Below are 17162 nucleotides of genomic sequence, written 5' to 3'. Positions count from 1 at the left end.
TGGTTAGGGAGTCTCCGGACTCCTTAACCACGCACAGTGGTATCGACCCACATCGACCCGGCAGGTTCCAACTGCCCGGCACCGGATGTGATGGATGCGACGATCGAATCGAGATCGTCGGCGTCACCGGCGGCGAGCGTCATCACCGCCTTCGATCCATACGTAGTTCCGAGCACCGAGACGCCCCGCGCTCTCAGCTCCGCTTCCACCCGACCGGCCTCTGAGTGCCGGATCGCCAAAGTGCGCAGGACCTTTCTCTCCCTGGCCACAAGCTCGGCCGAATCGAGAGCCACCGAGACCGCTCCCGAATACGCGCGGACCAATCCACCGGCGCCGAGCTTGATTCCGCCGAAATAGCGCGTGACGACAACAATCACATCGACCAGATCTCGAGACTTGAGAACTTGAAGCATCGGCACCCCGGCAGTGCCGCCCGGTTCACCGTCGTCGTGTGCACGCTCGACGCGTGAGTTCGCCTCGTATCCGATCACGAAAGCCGAACAATGATGGCGCGCATCGGGATACAGCGATTTCTGCTCCGCGACGAACTCCGTGGCGGCTTCGGCGTCGTCTACCCGGTGAAGCGCGGCGATGAATCGTGAGTGCTTCACCTCGGTTTCGACGACGTGGTCGGCGCCGGGCGCGAGGGTGAAGGGCATCTGCCCATTGTCTCCTGTCGGTGTTAGCGTGCGAAGTCGAGACACATACGCTGGTAACCATCGAAGACCGTCTACGAGGAGAAGTCATGACGTTCACGCCGCAAGGGCCCAGCTTCGGGCCACCGAATCAGCCGGCAGCGGGCGGTGGAACCAAGAATCTCGGATTCATCCTGCTCATCGCCGTCGCGGCACTCGGCCTGATCAATTTCCTGCTCGGTTTTGCGCCCTTCACGTCGATCAGTGGAAGCAGCAGCGGCATCGGTAGCGGCCTGGATACCAGTTCGAGTTTCTTCGAATCGAGCATCTACGGCCTCGGATTCGTTTTCGCCGGCGGTGTGGTCGCAGGCGTCTCGCTGCTCCCGAAGCAGTCGTATGCAGGCATTGCCGCAGCGCTCACCCTCACGGGTTTCTTCGCTTTGGTGTTCGCCGCGTTCTCCGTCGGTACCAGCGACTACGTCGACATCAGCCTCGGTTGGGGCCTGATCATCGTGCTGATCCTCTCGTTCGTGCAGACCGTCGTCGCAGTCGCCGCGTTGTTGTTCGAGATCGGAATCCTGAAGGCGCCCGCGCCCCGACCGGTAGCTCAGCAGTACGGTCAGCAGCAGCCTTACGGCCAGGCGCCGGGGCAGGCGCCAGGTCAGCCACAGGGATACGGACAGGCTCAGTACGGCCAGCCTCAGCAGGCTCAGCAGCCGGGCCAGTACCAGCAGAATCCGCAGTACGGGCAGGCGCAGCAGCAGGGATACGGGGGAGCGCACGCCGCCCCCACAGACCCGACCGCTTCGCAGCCTTACGGCCAGACTGCGCCTCCATACGGTCAGAACCCTGTGCAGAATCCCGGACAGACCGACTCGTCGGCCGCGACGACGTCGTCTTACTATCCGCTGACCTCTCAGCCCGGTGGCCAGCCGAACCCGAGTTACTCGTCGGATCAGTTCACCGCTCCACGCGGTTACGGCCAGCCGTACAACCAGCAGCAGACTGGCTCGACCGAGCAGCCGACGGGCTTCGAGCCGCCCACTTTCGAAGCGCCGACGCCGTCTGCGGAACCTGACCAGGGCAGCAGCGATTCCGCGGCCGAGACCAAGGTCTTCGGCTCGCAGAACCCCGACGAGCGTCAGCAGTAGTACTTCTTCGTTTCACGAACATGAATGTGGCCTCCGACCCGCTGCGGGTGGAGGCCACATTCCGTGAGCCCGACGGCGCGCCTGAGTGCGCGGCGCACTGTCGAGTGAAACCCTCGAGGGGATGAGTTCTTTGATTGATGGCACCCGGTCCCGTCCCACGTCCTCACGACCCGGACGTGGTCGTACTGGCAGCGGCCGCGTCGGCGGCGGTCGCCCGGGACCGAACCCGGACCTGGCGCGCAAGCTGCTGACCGTCGCCTTCCGACCGTCGGGCCTGACGATGCTGCTGATCGCGGCTGTCGTCGTGGTCACTTTGGTATCGGCGAGCAGCGATCTGACCGGAACCTTCGGCGCCATTGCCACCACCTGGTTGGTCATCCACCAGGTGCCGGCGACTATCAGCGGCGTCCAACTCGGTGTACTGCCACTGCTTCCAACGGCGGTCATGATGTGGGTGGTCGCACGCCGATGCGCGTCGACTGCGGTGCACACCGACTCCCGTGACGACACCCTCCGCCTGGTGGGGGCGGCAGTAGCCGGGCCGTTGACTATCACGGCAATCGCTCTCGCCGTTGTCGCCGACGCCTCCGCGGCAATTCCGCTGTCGAGCCCCAACACGTTGGCCGCTTTCGGCTGGGTCGCCGGGATTCACCTGATCGCCGCGTCCGTCGGTGTTGCTGCTGCGCACTGGGATCGCGTCGTCGCCGAGATTCCGCCGTGGGCATCTGCCGCTGTTCGTCCGGCCGCGGCCGCGTCGGCAGCGCTGCTGGCTGCGGGCGCCGTGGCCGTCGTGGTGTCACTACTCGTGTCGTGGTCGACGGTCGGTGACCTACTCGCACGCGGCAACGGGTTTGTCGGCGTACTGGGATTGACGGTGTTGTCGCTGCTCTATCTGCCGAACCTCGTGGTCGGTGCAGCCGCGGTGATGACGGGATCGACGGCCGATTTCGGAAACGTCTCCATCAGCGTGTTCGGCAACATCGGTGGAGATCTGCCACCCTTGCCCCTTCTCGGAGCGGTTCCGGAAGGCGTCGCCGGCGGAATCTGGCCGGTGCTGTTGATCGTTCCGGCTGCGGTGGGTGTGATGCTCGGCCGTGATTGCGCTCGACGCATCGCCGGGCAGGACAGTGTGCTCGCAGTGCTGACGGCAGCTGCCGGTGCCGGCGTCGTCATGGCTCTGCTTGCCCTTGCTGCGGGGGGAGACCTCGGGCAGTTCGGCACCGTCGAGGTCCTGTGGTGGGGCTTCGGTCTTCTAACTTTTGCGTGGCTGGGATTGTTCGGAACCGTCTCGGCGCTGTTCGCGATGTGGTTCTCACACCGCGGACACATGAAGGACGAGGTTGCGCCGCCGACGGCTGAACCGGCTCGAGAATCCGAGCCCGAACTTGCGATCACGGCCGCGGCCACAACGGATGGCGAGGACGACGAAAACGCCGACGAAGTGCTCGCCCAGGAATCTGCGGTGGTAGTGACCAAGGTCGTCGAAGCCGAAATTGTCGAAGAATCAGGCGAACCCGTGCAGGTAGTGACAGAGGAAACCGTCGAGATCGAAGTAGTCGACGCGGAGGTTGTCGCGGCACCCGAGGCGGACCCCACAGCCGGGGCCGAGCCGGAGACCGACCTGCCCTCGAAGCCGCAGGAGTCCAGCGACTAGGCTGTCATGCGGCCGATACTCCGGCCGCATCATCTTCCAGTTCTCAGGAGTAGTGCGCTGACTGCCTCGGCCGACAATCCGCAGCCGACAATGCCCGACAGGGTCCAATTTCGCGACTCTGTCGCGCGGGTAGTCGTACTCGCTTCCGGCGCGGGAACCCTGCTGACTTCGCTGATCGACGCTTCGCATGCCGAGGGATACCCCGCCGAGATCGTTGCCGTCGGTGTAGATCGTGACTGCCTCGCCGCCGAGCACGCTGCGGATTCGAAGATCCCGTCCTTCAAGGTCTCGATCAAGACCTACGAAAATCGTGCCGCCTGGGACGAGGCGCTGACAGCAGCAGTGGCCGAGTACGAACCCGATCTCGTGGTCAGTGCAGGCTTCATGAAAATCCTCGGCCCCAGCTTTCTCGAGCGTTTCGGCGGCCGAATCATCAACACTCATCCCGCGTTGCTGCCTGCCTTTCCCGGCGCGCACGCGGTTCCCGACGCTCTGGCGTACGGCGTGAAGGTCACCGGTTCCACGGTGCATCTCGTCGACGGCGGAGTTGATACCGGGCCGATCTTGGCGCAGGAAGCTGTGCCGGTGCATGACGACGACACCGAGTCTTCGTTGCATGAACGCATCAAAATTGTGGAGCGACGGTTGTTGGCGGACGTCATCGCCGCTGTTGCTACGCGCGGAGTGGTTTCCGATGGACGAAAGGCCGTGATCCCCAGTGAGTGAACGCAAGGCTGTGCGCCGTGCACTTGTCAGCGTCTACGACAAGAGTGGTCTGATCGAGCTGGCCACGGGCCTGCACGAGGCCGGTGTCGAGTTGGTCTCGACCGGTTCGACCGCGTCGAAGATCGCCGACGCCGGAATCCCCGTGACCCCGGTCGAGGCTCTGACCGGATTCCCGGAATGCCTCGAAGGCCGTGTGAAGACGCTGCATCCGCGCGTCCACGCCGGCGTTCTCGCCGATACCCGCAAGCCGGATCACCTCGCTCAGCTCGAGGAACTCGGCATCGCGACCTTCGAATTGGTGGTCGTGAACCTGTACCCCTTCACCGAGACGGTTGCCTCGGGCGCTAGCCCGGACGAGTGCGTCGAGCAGATCGACATCGGCGGCCCGTCGATGGTGCGTGCTGCAGCCAAGAACCATCCGTCGGTTGCCGTCGTGGTCGATCCGGCTCGGTACGCCGACGTCCTGACTGCCGTTGCCGGTGGCGGATTCACCTTGCGTGAGCGCACTGTGCTTGCGGCGCAGGCTTTCCAGCACACTGCGTCGTACGACGTCGCGGTTGCGAGCTGGATGACGAGCACGATCGCAGCTGACGAGGACGGTTCGCTGTTCCCGGCCTGGGTCGGTGCGACCTGGAACCGCAGCGCTGTTCTTCGCTACGGCGAGAACCCGCACCAGGACGCCGCGCTGTACGAAAACCCGGCTGCGCCTGCAGGTTTGGCTCAGGCGGAGCAGTTGCACGGCAAGGAGATGTCGTACAACAACTACACGGACTCCGACGCAGCGTGGCGCGCAGCGTACGACTTCACTGATCCGGCCGTCGCAATCATCAAGCACGCCAACCCGTGTGGCATCGCCATCGGCACCGACATCGCCGACGCCCACCGCAAGGCGCATGCATGCGATCCGGTCAGTGCTTTCGGTGGTGTGATCGCTGCCAACCGCGAGGTCACCGTCGAACTGGCCGAGCAGATCGCCGACATCTTCACCGAGGTCGTCATCGCGCCCTCGTACGAAGACGGAGCTGTCGAGGTTCTGCAGCGTAAGAAGAACATTCGTGTTCTGAAGGCAGCCGCTCCGACCGCTACCGGAATCGAACTGCGTCCGATCTCTGGCGGTACCTTGCTCCAGCAGCGCGACGTCCTGGACGCCGACGGCGACAACCCGGCCAACTGGACCCTCGCCAACGGTGAGGCTGCCGATGCCGAGACTCTCGCTGACCTCGAATTTGCTTGGCGCGCCAGCCGTTCGGTGAAGTCCAACGCGATCCTGCTGGCCTCCGGCGGTGCCTCTGTCGGCGTCGGCATGGGCCAGGTCAACCGCGTCGATGCAGCGCATCTGGCTGTTCAGCGAGCCGGTGACCGCGTCGTAGGTTCGGTTGCGGCTTCGGACGCGTTCTTCCCGTTCCCTGACGGTCTGCAGGTGCTGCTCAACGCCGGCGTCAAGGCTGTTGTGCAGCCGGGTGGTTCGGTTCGCGACAACGAAGTGATTGCCGCAGCCAAGGAAGCCGGTGTCACTCTCTATCTGACCGGTGCGCGCCACTTCGCGCACTGACCCCTGCGTCGGTAGCGGGCCTCGACTCCTCAACGGGAGTTCGGGGCCCGTTCTGCATTCAGGCCGCCCGGGTCTTTCAGGCGGCGCTGCTGTGGGTGCCCTGGAGTTCGCGGGGTGAGCCGGTGATGACGACGCGTGAGGCTCCGCGACTGCGGATCTCGCTGATCAATGCGCCGAGGGTAGCTTCGTGGGCCGCATCGGAGTGTGAAAGATCCAGGGTGACGGCGTATCCGGTGAGGTCACCGGGCAGATCGACATACGGCGGCGCGATGGACAGTTGGTTGACTCGAAGTTTCATGTGGAGCTCCTGCGTGTGAAAGGTAAAAGAAAAGGCACCCGAGGCGTTTGCCCTGGGTGCCGAGAACGAATCCGGTGAAACTGGGGATCATTCTCGGGGTACACCGCGCTTGTTGCCCATGTGCTTGGCCGACATTGCGGCCGAAAAAATGTGCTTGTCTGCGGTGCAGCTGCGCCACGAAGGTACGGATACGACGTGCGGGTGTAGCGACATGATGTCCGTTCCTTTCTGTGTGGCGTTGCTGGTTAATGGATGACCGTACAGCACGGATCGAGGGTTCGCACCAATAAAAAGCGCCGCGAACGTAAACTCCGGGTGACTTCTGTCCCCAGGTTCGCTGGATTGAAAGAGTCTTCATTGCAGGTCAGGCGTAGAAAGCAGAATTCCCTCCGCGATGGTTCGCGGAGGGAACTTTCTACCTGAAAAAGAGGACGTTCGGTCTGTACGTGATCAGGAGAACGAACGGACCCACGCTGTGAAGGGCTCCGAGAACTCTGCCGAGTACGGAAGCGGCGCGACGTAGTCGGCACCGGTGGACTGTTCGTCGCCGATGTCCTTGAGTACGAAGTTGGCGTTGCGCATCCGCACGGAAGTCAGCGCTGTATGTGAGAGCGCGGCGTCGAGTGCCGCGACATCGGCGGGAATGACTTGGATGTCCTTGTCCGAGCAGCTCGTGAGAACGGGCATGCCCGCCGGTAGCGCCGCCACGAGCGCAACCGGGTCCAATGCGTCTTCCTCGGCGAGTGCCTTGGCATTGGCGTGTACGAGTCCCGCATTCTGCAGCGGCTCGGGCATGTCATCCGGAACAGTGCCCTCGGATCGCAGCGACTCGACGGCATCGGCGAGCGCGACGCGCAGTTCGTCAGCCAGTTCGACCGGCAACTGACCGGCGCCGACGACCGCATCGAGCTGGCGGTGAATCTGCGTCGTGAGTAGATCGAGAAGTCTGGCGCTCAGTGGCTCGAGCAGTGCGAGGGCACTGACTCTGGCGCCCTCCTTCGCGGTGGCGAGAGCCAGTGCGACTACGGCGCCGTCGCTGTGTCCGACCACGAACAAGCGCTCGGGATCGACACCGGGTTGCCCGGCGAGGTAGTCCAGTCCGTCGGAGGCGGCGTCGACAAAAGTGTTGAAGCCGAGATCGGCGATGTCCTCGATGTCGTAGTCACCGAGGGCGGTTTCGCCACTGCCGAGCTTGTCGTAACGCAGGCTTGAAATCCCTTGTTTTTCAAGAAGATCCGCGATGAACCGCAGAGTTCCGATGTCGCCTTCGAGGAGGGCGCTGTCGCCGTTGCGATCGGTGGGGCCGCTGCCGGCCAGAATCAGCGCGGCCGGGGCAGGGGCGTCGGGTGAGGCGGCCAGGCGAAGACTCCCGTACAGGGTGACGTCGCCGGATTGGAACGAGATCTCGGTGTCGGACATGACGACTTGTCTACCAGGTCGGTGCGGTCAGGCGGTGCGCAGACTCCGGACACGACGCCAGCCACGCCAGCTGAACCACAAGAGCGCGGCGAGCAGGGGAATGATCAGGAGCGGCAAGATCATCGCGATCAAGGAAGTGAAGAAAGTCAGCACATCCTCGATGACGGAAACGACGGGATTTGCCAGCCCACCGGTAGTGGCCGTACTGACCGCGCGAGTGCCGGTCTGCGCGGCGCTGAACGTCAACGCCGTCGGCGCTCCGACGATGATGCCCGCCAACGCGGCCATCGCAGGGTCGAGATGACTGAATGCCGCCCAGGCGGCGATCACTCCGGCAATCGGTCCGGTGACGTTCCCGATCACCGAGAGTGCGTTGTCCACGAACGGAATGAGGTCGGCACCCAGTTCGACCACCGCGGCGATTGCCAATGCGACCAGCGCGCCGGTCGATCCGATCCACCGCATCGACTCGCCGACGGTGATCCCGAACAGTTCGAAGTGGACGGCAGCGCTGAGCATCAGCAGGGGCAGGAAGGTTCGCATTCCGGACGCTGCGGCGAGTCCGAGGCCGAGCATGGCCGGCAACACCCAGGTATCCATGGGTGGAGTTTAGGTCTACTGTGCGCCTTTATTAACCGCCGGCGGTTAATAAAGGCGCACAGCAAAGTCTCGGAAAGGACCTTTCATGGCGACAAACCCGCAGCCGATGTTCTTCCTAAACCTGCCCGTCAAGGACCTCGGCAAGGCCACCACCTTCTACGAGGGCCTCGGATACTCCAAGAACACGCAGTTCTCCGACGAGAATGCGTCGTCGATGGTTATCAGTGACACCATCGTCGTGATGCTGTTGGCCGAGCCCTTCTTCAAGACCTTCACCACCAAGGGCATCGCCGACACCTCGACGTCGACGGAGGCGCTGCTCGGTCTCTCGGCCGAGACCCGTGAGGCCGTCGACGCCCTCGTCGACAAGGCGCTCGAGACCGGCGGTTCCGAAGGTAACGCGACGCAGGATCACGGCTTCATGTACAGCCGCAGCTTCCAGGATCCCGACGGCCACATCTGGGAAATCATCTGGATGAATCCCGAGAACATCGAAGGCTGAGCGACCGAACTTCCTCGGCGAGAGGCGAAACCCCGCAAACACTCGTAGCGTGGAGTGGTGACTGTCGCAAAAACCCTCGGAGAGCTACGCGCCTCCGGACACGTACAGCGAAGTGTCAAGGAAGAACTACGAGAGAATCTTCTCGCCGCGTTGCGGGACGGCCGTGACCCCTGGCCCGGGATAGTCGGGTTCGAGGACACGGTCGCCCCGCAACTCGAGCGGGCGCTGATCGCCGGCCACGACGTGGTTCTGCTCGGCGAACGAGGTCAGGGAAAGACGAGGCTGCTTCGCACTCTCGGGCTCCTGCTCGACGAGTGGACGCCCGTCATCGAAGGCTCGGAACTGGGGGAGCACCCGTACGAGCCGATCACCCCGGCTTCGATACGTCGAGCCAAGGAACTGGGCGACGACCTCCCGATCGCCTGGCGCCACCGCAGCGAGCGGTACTCCGAGAAGTTGGCGACGCCGGATACCTCGGTCGCCGACCTGATCGGCGACGTCGATCCGGTCAAGGTTGCCGAAGGCCGGAGCCTCGGCGATCCGGAGACCATTCACTTCGGCCTCGTGCCTCGCGCGCATCGCGGAATCGTGGCCATCAACGAGCTCCCCGACCTCGCCGAACGCATCCAGGTCTCTTTGCTCAACGTGATGGAAGAGCGGGACATCCAGGTCCGCGGGTACACGCTTCGGCTTCCGTTGGACGTTCTTCTGGTCGCGAGCGCCAACCCCGAGGACTACACCAACCGCGGGCGCATCATCACACCACTCAAGGACCGCTTCGGCGCCGAGATCCGCACTCACTACCCCGTCGAGCTGGCGGGCGAGATCGCGGTGATCGAGCAGGAGGCGCACCTGGCCGCGGAGGTGCCCGACTACCTTCTCGAAATTCTTGCCAGATTCACTCGCCTGCTCCGCGAATCCACCTCGGTGGATCAGCGATCGGGTGTGTCGGCACGCTTTGCCGTCGCCGGCGCGGAAACCGTCAGTGCCGCCGCGGTACGACGGGCAGCGGTGCTCGGCGAAGCCGATCCTGTTGCACGGCCCGTCGATCTCGAGTCCGTGGTCGAGGTTCTTCGCGGCAAGGTCGAGTTCGAATCCGGTGAAGAGGGACGGGAACTGGAGGTGCTCGAGCACCTGCTGCGTCGCGCGACCGCCGATACGGTTCGGGTACGTCTCGGCGGGATCGACCTGGGGATGCTGGTTGCTGCGGTGGAGATGGGCAACACGATCGTGACCGGTGAATCTGTCACGGCCAAGGCATTTCTCGACGAGCTTCCGGACCTCGAGGTCCTGGACGAAGTAGCCGAACGTCTCGGTGCGCAATCCGACGGCGAGCGTGCCGCCGGTGCCGAACTTGCCCTCGAAGGGCTTTACCTCGCGCGCCGGATCTCCAAAGATCAAGGCCCGGGCGGCCGCTCGGTATATTCGTAAGGGGCAGTGATGATCCACAATCCGCGGTACGGGCCTTACGACGGTGGTCCCGATCCGCTCGCGCCTCCCGTGGATCTGCGCGAGGCCCTGGCAGCAATCGGCGACGACGTGTTGTCGGGCACGTCGCCGCGCCATGCCCTCCGAGAGCTCCTGCGCCGAGGCAACCGGGACATGCGCGGGCTCGACGACCTTGCTGCCCAGGCGAACCGGCGCCGACGTGAGTTGCTACGCCGCAACAATCTCGACGGAACGCTCGACGAGGTTCGTATGCTTCTCGACAAGGCGGTGCTCGAAGAGCGCAAAGAACTGGCACGTGCTCTCGACGACGACGCACGATTCAACGAAATGCGGATCGAGGAGTTACCGCCGTCGACAGCTCAGGCCGTGCAAGATCTGGCCGACTACAACTGGCGCAGCGAACAGGCTCGCGCGGATTACGAGAAGATTCGTGATCTGCTCGGACGTGAGGTTCTCGATCAACGCTTCTCGGGAATGAAGCAGGCACTCGAGGGCGCCACCGACGAGGATCGTGAGCAGATACGCCAGATGCTGGCTGATCTGAATCAACTGCTCGACGCGCACTCTCGCGGGGTCGACACTGCGGCGCAGTTCGCGGAGTTCATGGACAAGCACGGGCAGTATTTCCCGGACAACCCGCGCAACGTCGAGGAACTTCTGGATTCTTTGGCGCAGCGCGCGGCGGCTGCACAACGATTGCGGAACTCGCTCTCGCAGGAGCAGCGTGACGAGTTGGATGCGTTGGCGCAGCAGGCATTCGGTGATCCGAGCCTGATGAGTGAGCTGAGTCAACTCGACCAGTTCCTTCAGGCGGCTCGGCCGGGTGAGGACTGGGAAGGTTCGCAACAGTTCCGCGGCGAGAACGGTATGGGTTTGGGTGAGGGGACCGGTGCCCTGCAGGACATCGCCGAGCTGGAATCCTTGGCGGATCAACTGTCGCAGCAATACGCGGGCGCGGCGCTCGACGACATCGACCCCGAGCTACTCGCGCGGCAACTCGGCGACGAAGCCGCCGCTGATGCTCGCACCCTGGCCGATCTCGAAAAGGCTTTACAGGAACAGGGTTTCTTCGATCGTGCACCAGACGGTCAATGGCGCTTGTCGCCCAAAGCCATGCGACAGCTCGGGCAGACTGCTCTGCGCGATGTCGCCGGGCAACTGTCGTCGCGAACCGGTCAACGCGATACGCGTCGGGCCGGTGCGATGGGTGAACCGACCGGAGCGTCCCGCGAATGGGAATTCGGGGACACGGAACCGTGGGACGTCACGAGAACCATCACCAACGCCGTCCTGCGTGACCCGGGTCGAATGCCGGTGCGGCTGAGCGTCGTCGATGTCGAGGTGGCCGAAACCGAACAGCGCAGTCAGGCTGCGGTTGCTCTCCTGGTGGACACGTCGTTCTCGATGGTGATGGAAGATCGCTGGGTGCCGATGAAGCGCACCGCTCTGGCACTCAATCATCTGGTGAGTACGCGATTTCGCAGCGACGAACTCCAGTTGATCGCCTTCGGACGCCACGCGCACGTGCTGAGCCCGTCGGAGCTCGCTGGTTTGGACGGCGCGTGGGACCAGGGAACCAACCTGCACCACGCACTGTTGTTGGCGGCCAGGCATCTTCGACGCCACTCCAACGCACAGCCGGTGGTACTGATCGTCACCGACGGTGAGCCGACGGCTCATCTCGAAGCGGACGGAGAAGCCAGGTTCGACTACCCGCCGAGTGCGCGAACCCTCGGTTTGACGGTTCGAGCACTCGACGCGGTGGCCAGGCTTGGCGCCAAGGTCACGTTCTTCCGCCTCGGTGAGGATCCAGGTCTGGCCAGGGTGGTCGACCGGATGGCGCACCGTGTGGGTGGACGCGTCATCGCGCCGGACCTGGACGGCCTCGGCGCCGCGGTCGTGAGTGACTACATGCGAGGTCGCCGCTGATTCCGGCCGTCAGTCTTGTTCAGCGGGCTGGTGCTGGGTGATGCAGTGGATGCCGCCGCCACGTTCGAACAGCGGTCTGGCGTCGACGGTGACGACGGTGCGCCCGGGGTAGGCGGCCGCAAGGATCCGGGCCGCTTCGGCGTCGGCCGGATCGTCGAAGCTGCAGGCGATCACTCCGCGATTGACCACGAGATGGTTGATGTAGCTGTAGTCGACGAATCCCTCGTCGTCGCGCAGGATCTCGGGCGCAGGTACCCGAATGACCTTCCACGGCCGACCGCCGACGTCCGTCGAGCTTTCGAACAACTCGATGATCGTCTTGCTGACGGCGTAGTCGGGGTGCACCGGATTGCGTTGGTCATGGACGAGTACAACTCCGGGGGAAGAGATGGCAGCGACGATGTCGACGTGTCCGCGCGTTCCGTAGGTCTCCTGATCGCGAGTCAATCCGCGGGGAAGCCAGATCACGTGCTTGGCGCCGATGGTGCGGGCGAGTTCGGCCTCGATGTCGGCCTTCGTCAGGTCGGGGTTTCGTCCCGGATCGAGTTGGACGGTTTCGGTGACCAAGACGGTGCCGAGACCGTCGACCGCAATACCGCCGCCCTCGTTGACGATTGGTGAGTCGATCAACTGGGCACCGGATTGTTCGACGACAAATGCGCCGATCTTCGAGTCCTTGTCCCACTGCGCCCAATCCTGTGCACCCCAGCCGTTGAACACCCAGTCGACTCCGCCGAGACGGCCTTCGTCGGACAGGACGAACGTCGGCCCGATGTCGCGCATCCATGCGTCGTTGAGAGGTGCCTCGACGATGTCGACCTTCTCGGACAGGTACTTTCGTGCTTCTTCGACTTCGGCGGGATCGACGACGACGGTGACCGGCTCGAATTCGGCGACGGCGTGGGCGACGGCCGCCCACGTCGAGCGCGCTTCGTGCTGTTCTTCCGCGGTGTCCCCGAGAGAGTATCCGGCGCTCGGGTACGCCATCCAGGTACGTTCGTGCGGTTCACTTTCCGCGGGCATGCGCCAGGTCATCGGTTGGCTCCTGCAGTGTTCACCGGTGCGGTCAGGGCCGAGTAGGTGTCGGGTCGGCGAGTGGCCAGGAACGGGAACAGCGCAAGCCAGTCTTCACGGTGCTGCAGATCGAGATCTGCGACCAGGACGGCTGATTCGTCGCGCGGAGCCTGAACGAGGATGCGTCCGTACGGGTCCGAGATGAACGACGAACCGTAGAAGGTGATGAGACCTTCACTGCCGTGGCGATTGGGGACAACCATGAAAGTGCCGTTGGCGATACCGTTTCCGACGATCACTTGCTGCCACAGCGGTTGGGTGTCGAAGTTCGGGTGATCGGGTTCCGAGCCGATCGCCGTCGGGTACACCAGGACCTGGGCACCGGCGAGGGAGTATGCACGTGCGACCTCGGGAAACCACTCGTCCCAGCATGTCGGGAGTCCGAACTTGGCGCCGAGTGCCTCGTGAACGGGGTATGCGTCCTCGGACGGACCGCCGCGAAAGTACGTGTCCTCGTAGTACCCGGCCGTCACCGGAATGTGGAGCTTGCGGGTACGACCGAGAAGTTCACCCCCGGGCGAGACCAGGATCGCGGTGTTGAAGCCCAGGCCGTCCTCGGCGTCGCTGCGCTCGTACAACGACGCGTGAACGAGAACCTGGTTCTCCGCGGCGGCCTTGGTGGCGAAGGCGAAAGTGGGTCCGGTGAGCAGGTCTTCCGCCGCGCGTCCGGGATTGTCGCCGGCCGGGGTGGAGGCGGGGTAGCGGCTGAGCGTCAGCTCCGGAAGAAAGACCACGGAAGCGCCCAGCTTCGCTGCGGACGCAATGCCTTCGCTCAATTCAGCGTGGAGGTCGTCTTGGTCCTCGTGCCAGCGATGTTGGACGAGACCTACACGCAGAGGGGTGGACGTGGACGGCGAAGTCGCGGCCGGTGACTCGGGTGGGGTGAGGGCGGTGATCGTCAGCATGGGGTTTCCTCGGTGCTCGGGTATTCGACGTTCAACGTAAAACGAATGTGATTCGTTAAGTATGGTGGGTGAGCGCTGATTGATCAAGGACTTTCGAGGAATTGTTTTTTGCAGCGCCCCGGACGGTGTGGATCACTACAGGAGGACATATGCCGCGGCCATCGCAACGACTGCTCTCACCGGCGATCATCACCGAGGCAGCGATCGAGTCGGTGGACGAATCCGGCGACTTCACCATGCCGGGACTCGCCGCAAGTCTGAAGGTTCGACCGTCCTCGCTCTACAACCACGTTTCCGGACGAGCCGAGATCGTCGAACTGATGAGGGCTCAGCTGATGGCAGGAATCGACGTCGAGTCGGCCTCGGGGACCTGGAGTGAGACCGTCGCGGCGCTGGCAGCCGAGTACCGGCGAAGCTACGCCGCGCATCCTCGTCTGATTCCGCTCTTCACTGCCCAGACGGTGCAGGCCGGTGTGGCGTTCACCCTCTACAACGCATTGGCGCAGGCATTTGCCGATGGTGGCTTCGACCCGACCGAAACACTGCACGCGATCACGACCGTCGACAGTTTTGTTCTCGGTTCGGCCCTGGACCTGGCGGCGCCGGACGTCCAGTGGGCGTCGGGACCCGAAGCCAACGACGCGATGAAGGCGGCGTTGGCAACATCCGGGAAAAATCCCGAACGTGCCGACGCCGCCTTCGAATTCGGCTTGCGCGTGTTGATGGCGGGCCTGATCGCGCAGGCCCCCGAAGCTAGTGACTCCTAGGACACGCTGAGGTCGTTCTCGTCGCGCAGAGCCTCCGTGTCGCGATTGAGGGTCTTGCCCTCGAAGAACTCGGGATTGCGCACTCGCATGACCATCATCAGGACCGCGCCGAGGATGAGGATTCCGAACCCGAGGAAGAAGACCAGGCCGATTCCGCCGATGGATGCTCCGCTGGCATTGTCCGGATTCATACTCTCCTGGACCGAAATGACGAACACCGCAAGCAGCATGAGGCCACCGATGAGTGGGAACGCGAGCCGAAAGACGAAGTTTCGTACGCTCTCTAAAAGCGTCTTGCGGAAGTACCACACGCACGCGAATGCGGTGATGCCGTAATACCAGCAGATCATGATGCCGAGTGCGGCGATCGTATCGAGCAGAGCACTTTCGGACAGGAACGTGACGACGCTGTAGAACACTGCGGTTACCGCGCCGGCCACGACGGTCGCGTACGACGGCACCAGGAACCGAGGCGACACCTCGGCGAGCTTCTTGGGGAAAGCTCCGTATGCACCCATGGCGAGCATGGTTCGTGCCGCGGGCAGGAACGTGGTCTGCAGGCTGGCGACTGAAGAGACGAAGACCGCGAGGAACAGAAGCATTCCGCCCCAGTTGCCCAGGACCGGGTCGGCCAGAGCGCCGAAGACGTTCTCGGAGTTGTCGGGATTGCCGAGACCGAGGCCTTCCTCGCCGACGCCGGCGTACATCATCGCGGCAACGGCGACCAGCAGGTAGGTCAGGAGAATGGTTGCGACACAGAGCAAACCGGCGCGGCCCGGGGTCTTCTTGGGGTTCTTCGACTCCTCGCCCAGCGTGAGACAGGTATCCCAGCCCCAGAACGCGAAGATCGATCCGGTGAGTCCGATGACAAACGCACCGATGGCGAGTCCGCTGAACGGGTTGAACCAACTCAGGTCGAAGGACAATCCGGCCGGGGCGTCGCCGGCGCCGACGTGAACCAGTGCAACGACGGCGAAGACGACCAGCAGCACCATCTGGAAGCCGACGAGCGCGAACTGTACGCGCTCGCTGGTAGTGATTCCCCGACTGGCAATCCAGGTGGCCAACGCGATGAACACCAGTGTGGTGCCGACGTTGACGAATTTATTGCCCGGCAGATCGGCGATGGAGGGATTGTCGGCCACCCGCGCGATGAACAGATAGAAGAAGTCGACGGCAATCGCAGCGAGGTTCGAGAGCACGATGATGGTGGCGATCACCATGCCCCAGCCGCACATCCAGCCGACGTACGGTCCGAATGCCTTGGTGGACCACGTGAATGACGCTCCGCAGTCAGGAGTGTCGGAGTTCAGTTCGCGGTACGCGTACGCGGTGAGGAACATCGGGATGAAGCCGGCGATGAAGATGGCGGGCATCTTGAGACCGACCGCAGCGACGATCAATCCGATGCTGGCCGTCAGGGTGTAACCCGGTGCCACGGAGGAGATTCCGAGCACCGCGCCGGAGATCATGCCGATCTTGCCGGTGGCGAGGCCTTTGGAACTCAGTTCGGTGCTGGTCATGACAGTGCCTCCGGCTGGGTGAATTCGTGCTTGGGCACTACGACCATGGGTACGGGCAGTACGCGCAGCATCTTGGCGGCGGTCGAGCCCAGGAAAAGTTTGCGGGGCTGGGCGAGGCGACTTGAACCGACCATCACGAGATCGCCGTCCTGCCAGTCCAGTTGACGCACTGCCGATTCCACGGTGGACCCGTCGGCGATGATGACCTCGATGGGGAACTCCGCGGGGAGCGCGGCTCTTGCGACGTCGAGTGTGTCCTGAGCGTGATTTCGTGCACGCTCCCTGGCCGACTCGGCGGTGTCGCGATGATCGCGCAGATCGTTCTGGGGGTCGAGCGCTACCAGTGAGACCAGTCGCAGCGGAACCTGCATCAGTTCGCTGGCGCGCACGGCGGTGTTCAAGACGATGTCGGCGCCGACACGGGTGCCGAGTGCACAGGTGACCTCTCGTATAGCAGTGGCCGCCGAGTGCCGCGTTCCGCGAGGCGCCAGTGCTACCGGGACATGGGCGGAGTGAAGCAGTTCGGTCGAGACCGAACCTATCGCGTGACGGCCGAGCAGACCGTCGCCGGAAGCTCCCACCACGATCGCGAGCGCATTCAGTCGGTCCACTTCGTCGAGCAGGCCCTGAGCGAACGACTCGTGGAAGCTCAGGTGTACTTCCACCTGGATGTCCTCGGGCACCGACGCTTTCGCCTCGGCGAGCCAGTCGTGTGCACGCGCGGCGAGGATGTCGTCGTAGCCGGCTTCCGAGGGAACCTTGGCCGGCAGTGTCCGATCCGGTGGGAGGACCATGCAGATGTCGAGTTGCGCGCCGAGACTGCGCGCGAGCTGGGCCCCGAGGACCAGCCCGTCTTTACCGCTGGGTGTGGCGAGGTATCCGACGATAAGGCGCATGGTGGCTCTTTTCCGGATTGGAGGAATCTGCTGTGCGCCTTTATTAACCGCGGGGGGTTGATAAAGGCGCACAGCAGGAGGG

General features: G+C 63.8%; 16 protein-coding genes. 8 read left to right on the top strand and 8 right to left on the bottom strand.

What is annotated here, in order from left to right:
- Nucleotides 1–23: 23 nt before the first annotated feature.
- Nucleotides 24–659 carry an IMPACT family protein gene (locus PCS43_RS14605; protein WP_003946418.1) on the bottom strand — a complete coding sequence of 212 codons (636 nt, stop codon included), beginning with the start codon at nt 657–659 and terminating at the stop codon, nt 24–26.
- Between the two features lie 86 nt (nt 660–745).
- On the opposite strand from PCS43_RS14605, the gene PCS43_RS14600 reads away from it, so the two are divergent.
- From PCS43_RS14600 to purH, 4 genes are all read left to right on the top strand, one after another.
- Complete coding sequence (locus PCS43_RS14600; RefSeq protein WP_030534877.1) at nt 746–1786, top strand: DUF5336 domain-containing protein; 1041 nt, start codon at nt 746–748, stop codon at nt 1784–1786.
- A gap of 121 nt (nt 1787–1907) precedes the next feature.
- The gene (locus PCS43_RS14595) at nt 1908–3440 is read left to right on the top strand and encodes a cell division protein PerM (RefSeq protein WP_064444234.1); all 1533 of its coding nucleotides are present in this window, start codon (nt 1908–1910) and stop codon (nt 3438–3440) included.
- 6 nt (nt 3441–3446) lie between these two features.
- Nucleotides 3447–4166, top strand: coding sequence for a phosphoribosylglycinamide formyltransferase (gene purN / locus PCS43_RS14590; RefSeq protein WP_030534875.1), 720 nt, complete (start codon nt 3447–3449; stop codon nt 4164–4166).
- Nucleotides 4159–5718, top strand: coding sequence for a bifunctional phosphoribosylaminoimidazolecarboxamide formyltransferase/IMP cyclohydrolase (gene purH / locus PCS43_RS14585; RefSeq protein WP_003946407.1), 1560 nt, complete (start codon nt 4159–4161; stop codon nt 5716–5718). The genes purN and purH overlap by 8 nt, the downstream gene beginning before the upstream one ends.
- Nucleotides 5719–5794: 76 nt before the next feature.
- Here purH and PCS43_RS14580 read toward each other — a convergent pair whose 3' ends face one another.
- The 3 genes from PCS43_RS14580 to PCS43_RS14570 all read right to left on the bottom strand — a co-directional run bounded on the left by PCS43_RS14580 (nt 5795) and on the right by PCS43_RS14570 (nt 8035).
- Entirely contained in the window at nt 5795–6016 is a 222-nt protein-coding gene (locus tag PCS43_RS14580) for a hypothetical protein (RefSeq protein WP_003946391.1), read from the bottom strand.
- Between the two features lie 450 nt (nt 6017–6466).
- Entirely contained in the window at nt 6467–7435 is a 969-nt protein-coding gene (locus PCS43_RS14575) for an alpha/beta hydrolase family protein (RefSeq protein WP_209909596.1), read from the bottom strand.
- Between the two features lie 27 nt (nt 7436–7462).
- Entirely contained in the window at nt 7463–8035 is a 573-nt protein-coding gene (locus tag PCS43_RS14570) for a DUF4126 domain-containing protein (RefSeq protein ID WP_007727593.1), read from the bottom strand.
- Between the two features lie 85 nt (nt 8036–8120).
- Here PCS43_RS14570 and PCS43_RS14565 point away from each other — a divergent pair, with 85 nt between their 5' ends.
- From PCS43_RS14565 to PCS43_RS14555, 3 genes are read left to right on the top strand one after another with little or no spacing between them, the layout of a single operon-like run.
- Nucleotides 8121–8537, top strand: a complete 417-nt coding sequence (locus PCS43_RS14565) for a VOC family protein (protein WP_003946398.1) — start codon at nt 8121–8123, stop codon at nt 8535–8537.
- Between the two features lie 54 nt (nt 8538–8591).
- Nucleotides 8592–9968: an ATP-binding protein gene (locus tag PCS43_RS14560; RefSeq protein ID WP_102999408.1), complete on the top strand. Its 1377-nt coding sequence runs from the start codon at nt 8592–8594 to the stop codon at nt 9966–9968.
- 9 nt (nt 9969–9977) lie between these two features.
- On the top strand, nt 9978–11915 hold the full coding sequence (locus PCS43_RS14555) for a VWA domain-containing protein (protein ID WP_209909593.1): 1938 nt from the start codon (nt 9978–9980) through the stop codon (nt 11913–11915).
- Between the two features lie 9 nt (nt 11916–11924).
- Here the strand turns inward: PCS43_RS14555 and PCS43_RS14550 are convergent, their stop codons facing one another.
- Entirely contained in the window at nt 11925–12950 is a 1026-nt protein-coding gene (locus PCS43_RS14550; protein WP_007727577.1) for an agmatine deiminase family protein, read from the bottom strand.
- Complete coding sequence (locus PCS43_RS14545) at nt 12947–13894, bottom strand: nitrilase-related carbon-nitrogen hydrolase (RefSeq protein WP_054188815.1); 948 nt, start codon at nt 13892–13894, stop codon at nt 12947–12949. The genes PCS43_RS14550 and PCS43_RS14545 overlap by 4 nt, the downstream gene beginning before the upstream one ends.
- A 149-nt stretch (nt 13895–14043) precedes the next feature.
- Between PCS43_RS14545 and PCS43_RS14540 the strand changes: the two genes are divergently transcribed.
- Nucleotides 14044–14661, top strand: coding sequence for a TetR/AcrR family transcriptional regulator C-terminal domain-containing protein (locus tag PCS43_RS14540; protein WP_054188814.1), 618 nt, complete (start codon nt 14044–14046; stop codon nt 14659–14661).
- Here PCS43_RS14540 and PCS43_RS14535 read toward each other — a convergent pair.
- Both PCS43_RS14535 and PCS43_RS14530 read right to left on the bottom strand, forming a co-directional pair.
- Entirely contained in the window at nt 14658–16184 is a 1527-nt protein-coding gene (locus PCS43_RS14535; RefSeq protein ID WP_054188813.1) for an APC family permease, read from the bottom strand. The two genes, PCS43_RS14540 and PCS43_RS14535, sit on opposite strands and share 4 nt — an antisense overlap.
- Nucleotides 16181–17080 carry a universal stress protein gene (locus PCS43_RS14530; RefSeq protein WP_007727555.1) on the bottom strand — a complete coding sequence of 300 codons (900 nt, stop codon included), beginning with the start codon at nt 17078–17080 and terminating at the stop codon, nt 16181–16183. The genes PCS43_RS14535 and PCS43_RS14530 overlap by 4 nt, the downstream gene beginning before the upstream one ends.
- Nucleotides 17081–17162 lie beyond the last annotated feature (82 nt).

It is taken from the genome of Rhodococcus sp. C-2, from assembly GCF_027854095.1.
GTDB lineage: Bacteria > Actinomycetota > Actinomycetes > Mycobacteriales > Mycobacteriaceae > Rhodococcus_F > Rhodococcus_F qingshengii.
This window is presented reverse-complemented; position numbering and strand designations above follow the sequence as displayed.

Coding starts and splice junctions, on each gene's coding strand:
- PCS43_RS14605 (WP_003946418.1), bottom strand. CDS start 659: ATGCCCTTCACCCTCGCGCCCGGCGCCGACCACGTCGTCGAAACCGAG.
- PCS43_RS14600 (WP_030534877.1), top strand. CDS start 746: ATGACGTTCACGCCGCAAGGGCCCAGCTTCGGGCCACCGAATCAGCCG.
- PCS43_RS14595 (WP_064444234.1), top strand. CDS start 1,908: ATGAGTTCTTTGATTGATGGCACCCGGTCCCGTCCCACGTCCTCACGA.
- purN (WP_030534875.1), top strand. CDS start 3,447: ATGCGGCCGATACTCCGGCCGCATCATCTTCCAGTTCTCAGGAGTAGT.
- PCS43_RS14580 (WP_003946391.1), bottom strand. CDS start 6,016: ATGAAACTTCGAGTCAACCAACTGTCCATCGCGCCGCCGTATGTCGAT.
- PCS43_RS14575 (WP_209909596.1), bottom strand. CDS start 7,435: ATGTCCGACACCGAGATCTCGTTCCAATCCGGCGACGTCACCCTGTAC.
- PCS43_RS14570 (WP_007727593.1), bottom strand. CDS start 8,035: ATGGATACCTGGGTGTTGCCGGCCATGCTCGGCCTCGGACTCGCCGCA.
- PCS43_RS14565 (WP_003946398.1), top strand. CDS start 8,121: ATGGCGACAAACCCGCAGCCGATGTTCTTCCTAAACCTGCCCGTCAAG.
- PCS43_RS14555 (WP_209909593.1), top strand. CDS start 9,978: ATGATCCACAATCCGCGGTACGGGCCTTACGACGGTGGTCCCGATCCG.
- PCS43_RS14550 (WP_007727577.1), bottom strand. CDS start 12,950: ATGACCTGGCGCATGCCCGCGGAAAGTGAACCGCACGAACGTACCTGG.
- PCS43_RS14545 (WP_054188815.1), bottom strand. CDS start 13,894: ATGCTGACGATCACCGCCCTCACCCCACCCGAGTCACCGGCCGCGACT.
- PCS43_RS14540 (WP_054188814.1), top strand. CDS start 14,044: ATGCCGCGGCCATCGCAACGACTGCTCTCACCGGCGATCATCACCGAG.
- PCS43_RS14535 (WP_054188813.1), bottom strand. CDS start 16,184: ATGACCAGCACCGAACTGAGTTCCAAAGGCCTCGCCACCGGCAAGATC.
- PCS43_RS14530 (WP_007727555.1), bottom strand. CDS start 17,080: ATGCGCCTTATCGTCGGATACCTCGCCACACCCAGCGGTAAAGACGGG.